Genomic DNA, 4,494 nt, shown 5'->3' on the forward strand with positions numbered 1-4,494 from the left:
CCTGCTGTGCAAGAAGTGTTCTTAAAAAAAAATGTTTATTGTTTAAAAAGATCCGCAAATGTTGCCAGTAAATGTAGCGCCTGCTCCAGCTGTAACATTAGCTTTTACAGCACTTGCAGTTAGTAACGGTATAGTATAACTTGGTGTAAAAGCAGTATTACTGCCAGCTGTATTACCTGTAGTGTTTGTAAAAATGTTTCCTACAGCTGTAACTGCTGTAAAACCACTCATTAAATCTATAGGTTGTTTTACGTTTTCAAAAACATTGTTTTCTACTCTAATGTTAGCCTCAACTCCAGCTGCTATACATTTATTACTTACTGAACTATTGAAATAATTATTCACGATATGAACTCTACCAAAACGCACTCTTGGCATTCTTTCTTTACATCCATTAGCCCACCAACATCTTGCAAAAGTTATTCTAAGTTTACCTCTATCAGCTGTTGCGCCATCACTAGAACCTATTAAGTTAGAATATCTGTGATCTGGAGAACCTCCTGATCCACCTGGCCTTGGAGCTTTTAAGTAAGTGAATTTTGTGTACGAAATTGTAACGAAATCCGACTGGTTTTTGATATCTAAATTTCCATCAACCCCATCTCTAAACTCACAATGATCTACCCAAACATTTTGGCAATTATCAATTATTGCATTATCCCAACCATCTGTATCGTAGGCTCCTGGTCCTTCAAAAATTAGGTTTCTAAGAATGATATTTTTACATCTTTTGATATTCAAAATTCCAGAATTGGCTTTTGTTTGATCCGTTGAAACCAGTTTTGCACCGCTTGCACCATAGATAGTTTTTCCAGTTTGATCTTGAAAAGCTATTCGTCCAGTTGAAGTTGCAGGAATAGTTATGGTTCCTGTTACTTTGATGACTTTTACCGAAGTGTTTTCTATCGCAGCCTTTAACTGTGCATAATTAGATACAACTGTTTCAGCTGCGTTGCCTCCGCCAGTAGTTCCACCATTTTGTGATGCCCAACCAGGAACAGCAGCACAATCTCCAACTCTTGCATTGTTTTTTGTTGTTTTTGTTTCTAACTCAGCAGTAACTGCATTGTTTTCTGCAGTTTCTTCATTGTTACAACTTGTAAGTCCAAAGAAAAGACTCACAATGAAAATCGATAATTTTAAATTTAATTTCATAGTACTTTTTGTTAAATGTTAGTGATTTAAAGCTTTACAAAATAAATCATAAAAAAACGTATAATTATTGAACTTGTTCAATAAAACATGTAATTAATTAAATTTTGTGTTTTTTATTAATTGTTATATTGAAAATACCATAAATTCATTATTTTTACGTAATCGATTGCATAACCTACTGTTTTTCGATTAAAATAATGCATAATTAATATAAATCAAACCCCAAAAAAATGTACGAATTACTGCGAAATAACATTGAGAAAAAAATTCCCTTGACCAATGAAGAATGGGAATTAATTTTGGAAAACGTAAAACAGGTTAAACTAAAAAAAAATGATTATCTCCAAAATCAAGATTCTAATAGTAAATATGAAGCATTTGTTCTTAAAGGAGTATTCAAAATTTATCAGATGAATGAAAGCGGAGCAGAGAGCATTCTTTTTTTTGCATTTGATAATGACTGGATTAGCGATGTTGAAAGTTTTTATCATGATAAGCTTACAAGATATAACATCAAAGCCCTTGAAGATTGTGAAATTTTAGTCATCAACAAAAATGATAAAACTAAATTGTTTAAAGAAGTTCCAAAGCTTTTAAAATTTCACACCTTGCTTATAGAAAAAACAAATATTGTCATGCAGGATAGATTGCTTGATATCTTGAACAAGACATCAAAACAACGTTATATAGATTTCATAAATAAATATCCCGTAAAAGCACAGCGTATTAATGATAGAAATCTCTCTTCGTATCTGGGTGTATCACATGAATTCCTTTGTAAAATAAAAAAGACAATTTGAGTTGTTTCATCTTATTGAATACTGATTTTTCCGGTTTTATTTTTTCCAGTTTTAGAAGTGATTTTGTAAATGTAAATACCACTTGATAGACTTGGTAAAGTGATAGAATTATTTTTGGTAGTAAAGGATTGTGATACAATATTTTGCCCGTTCAAGTTAAAAAGAGAGAAAGAAGCTTCTTCTGCTTTAGTTTCAATATTAATGTCTTGGTTTGGTTTTAAAGCTGTTGGATAAACAAAAAAATCATTTTTTCCCAGAAAAATAATATCAATAGTTGGAGAATTTATTATTGTATTGTCTTCCAATGTAAGTCGTACTCTGTATTTGTTAAATCCTTCAGACGGTGAATTATCAACTAAAGAAAAACTTTTAGATAAAGGATGGTTAATTGATGTTAGAAGTACTTCTTTGTTGTTGACTAATTTTAGGAGTTCTACATTTTTTATTTGAAATAGACTAAAAAGGTTTGTTGAAATTGTTATTTTATTATCCGTTGTAATCGCAGCATTGACAAATTCAAAATAACAATTTGAGTTGTTTTCATACCGTAAAGTAGATTCGCTTTTTATACCCTCAACAGATTTAAAATTAGGAGAAACTGCGTGAATTTTACCGTTTGTATAAGTGTAGTTGGAGTTAGTTACTAGCTCTTTAAATGCAAGTTTATCATCAACTAATTCATAAATGTTAAAACTAGTTACTGTTTCTGGTTTAGTCCAGTTGATTTCGGTTACTCCATTGCAAACTAATGAAGTTGTGGTATTTAAATCATAAGAAATGATAAAATCATCTGAAATAAAGTCTTCATCCCCAATTTTCATTTTAAGTTTTGCTTTCGTAAAAAGTTCTTGAGAGGGTAGGTAAAGGTATTGATTTGTATTAATACTAATATTAGTAGCGATAGTTTCCCAGGTTTGTCCTTCATTGTAACTTATTGCTAAATCTCCAGTGTTATTTTCAATTGTAGTATTCCACTTAAAAGGTGAAGCTGTTTTTCCGTCTAATGGGAAATTATCATATAAAATAGGATAGTACCATTCAAATGTGTTTTTTAACTCATAATCATAAACAATACTGTAATCTTGAATAGCATTATTACTTAGAGAATTTTTAACAACAATAGTGTAGGTTTGAAATTGTGGATTTTCTAGTTCTATTTGTTCTACTGTATTTATTTTATCTACGCCTTTTTTAGCGGGTTCTTGAGGTAAATCTGGGTTTAAGATCCAAGGTAAAAATGTTTCTGTTGGTGAAATTAATTCCAAATCTAGATCATGAATTAAACTTATATTAGTATTTGCTGGTGCAGGAGGATCATTCCAAACTAGGGTTATCTTAACGTTTTTACTATTTTCAGGAACTATTATTTGATGGTTGTTTTTTTGACCTGGAACACTTGTACCTGTTATAATTCTATTTTTTTCTATACTGTTTAAGCATTTTAATGCGTTTATGTTACCAAAACCGTATGTAAAATCAGGGCCTTTATTACCTAAATCCTTTGCGCTATTTATTAAAATGGCTTTCGCGGTTGCATTTTGTAGCTGAGAGGTGTATTTTTTTTCGTATAGTTCTTTCATTAAGGTAATAATTCCAGTTGTGATTGCTGTTGCATTTGAGGTACCTTCTGTACTATAGGCTACAATTTCGGGTTTGATTCTACCGTCATACGCAGGTCCTTTTGATGAAAAAGACATACTTTTTTCACTAGCATTTACACTTCCAACCACAATACTGTTTTTTGATTGTTTAAAATTTCCTGTGATGCTTTTAAAACCTTCTACACCTTTGTTTCCAGCAGAAAAAACATGACTGATCGTTGGATTTTCATAAAGTGTTTTGTCATAAACCGAGGCTAAGTTACCGTAAAAATTTTCGATTGTTGTTCCATAAGAATGATTTTGAACCGTGGCTCCTTGTAGGCTTGAAATTTCATCTGGAAATATAGAAAGAAAATTGGAAGACTGAACTTTTGCTTGCGGTGCAACACCTTTTCCAAGTACAGAACTATTTCCTAAACCTGCAACAATAGTTGCCATGGCTGTAGCATGCTGTGATATTTGATTAGATTGCGTGCTTGACTGAATGTGTTTTTGTAGTAAATCAACATCATTAGTGTCAAAAAAGGCATCTTTTACAGATACAATTTGGTTAAAACCAGTAATATCAGCAAATTTTTTACTGGCCCCATTGATTTGGTTAACACTAAAGTTTTGATCTATAATTTTAGATTCAAATGAAGGATTATAGGACTCTAACGTTACAGACAAAACATCGTTCAAAGGGATGATTTGGTTAAGTATTGTTTTATAATTAGCTTCAACAAGTACCACATTGCCTTGGGTGGTAGTTTCAATTTTTAAGGCATTGAGTTTGTTAATTACATTTTTTACGCTATCAGTAACTATTGTGTATTTTTTTTTTGAAGAGTGATATTTTAAACCTGTGGGTAATTTCCATAAATCGTTTAGAGGTAGTGAACTAAGTTTGTGATTTTTAAATTCTTTTTTTGAAAAGGAAATCACACTAAATTTTGAAT

Annotated in this window: 3 protein-coding genes; 1 reads left to right on the forward strand and 2 read right to left on the reverse strand. The window is 31.2% G+C overall.

The annotated features are described in order from the left end of the window. Positions 1–42: 42 nt before the first annotated feature. Positions 43–1,155, reverse strand: coding sequence for a polysaccharide lyase family 1 protein (locus tag FPG59_RS14260; RefSeq protein WP_086455246.1), 1,113 nt, complete (start codon positions 1,153–1,155; stop codon positions 43–45). Between the two features lie 230 nt (positions 1,156–1,385). On the opposite strand from FPG59_RS14260, the gene FPG59_RS14265 reads away from it, so the two are divergent. Beyond that, positions 1,386–1,955 (forward strand): Crp/Fnr family transcriptional regulator, encoded by a 570-nt coding sequence (locus FPG59_RS14265; protein ID WP_086455247.1) that lies wholly within the window; start codon positions 1,386–1,388, stop codon positions 1,953–1,955. A gap of 11 nt (positions 1,956–1,966) precedes the next feature. Here FPG59_RS14265 and FPG59_RS14270 read toward each other — a convergent pair. Then, positions 1,967–4,494: S8 family serine peptidase (locus FPG59_RS14270; RefSeq protein WP_140344678.1), on the reverse strand; the 2,528-nt coding region annotated here is incomplete at its 5' end.

This window comes from Flavobacterium sp. FPG59 (genome assembly GCF_002150205.1).
In the GTDB taxonomy this organism is placed as follows: domain Bacteria; phylum Bacteroidota; class Bacteroidia; order Flavobacteriales; family Flavobacteriaceae; genus Flavobacterium.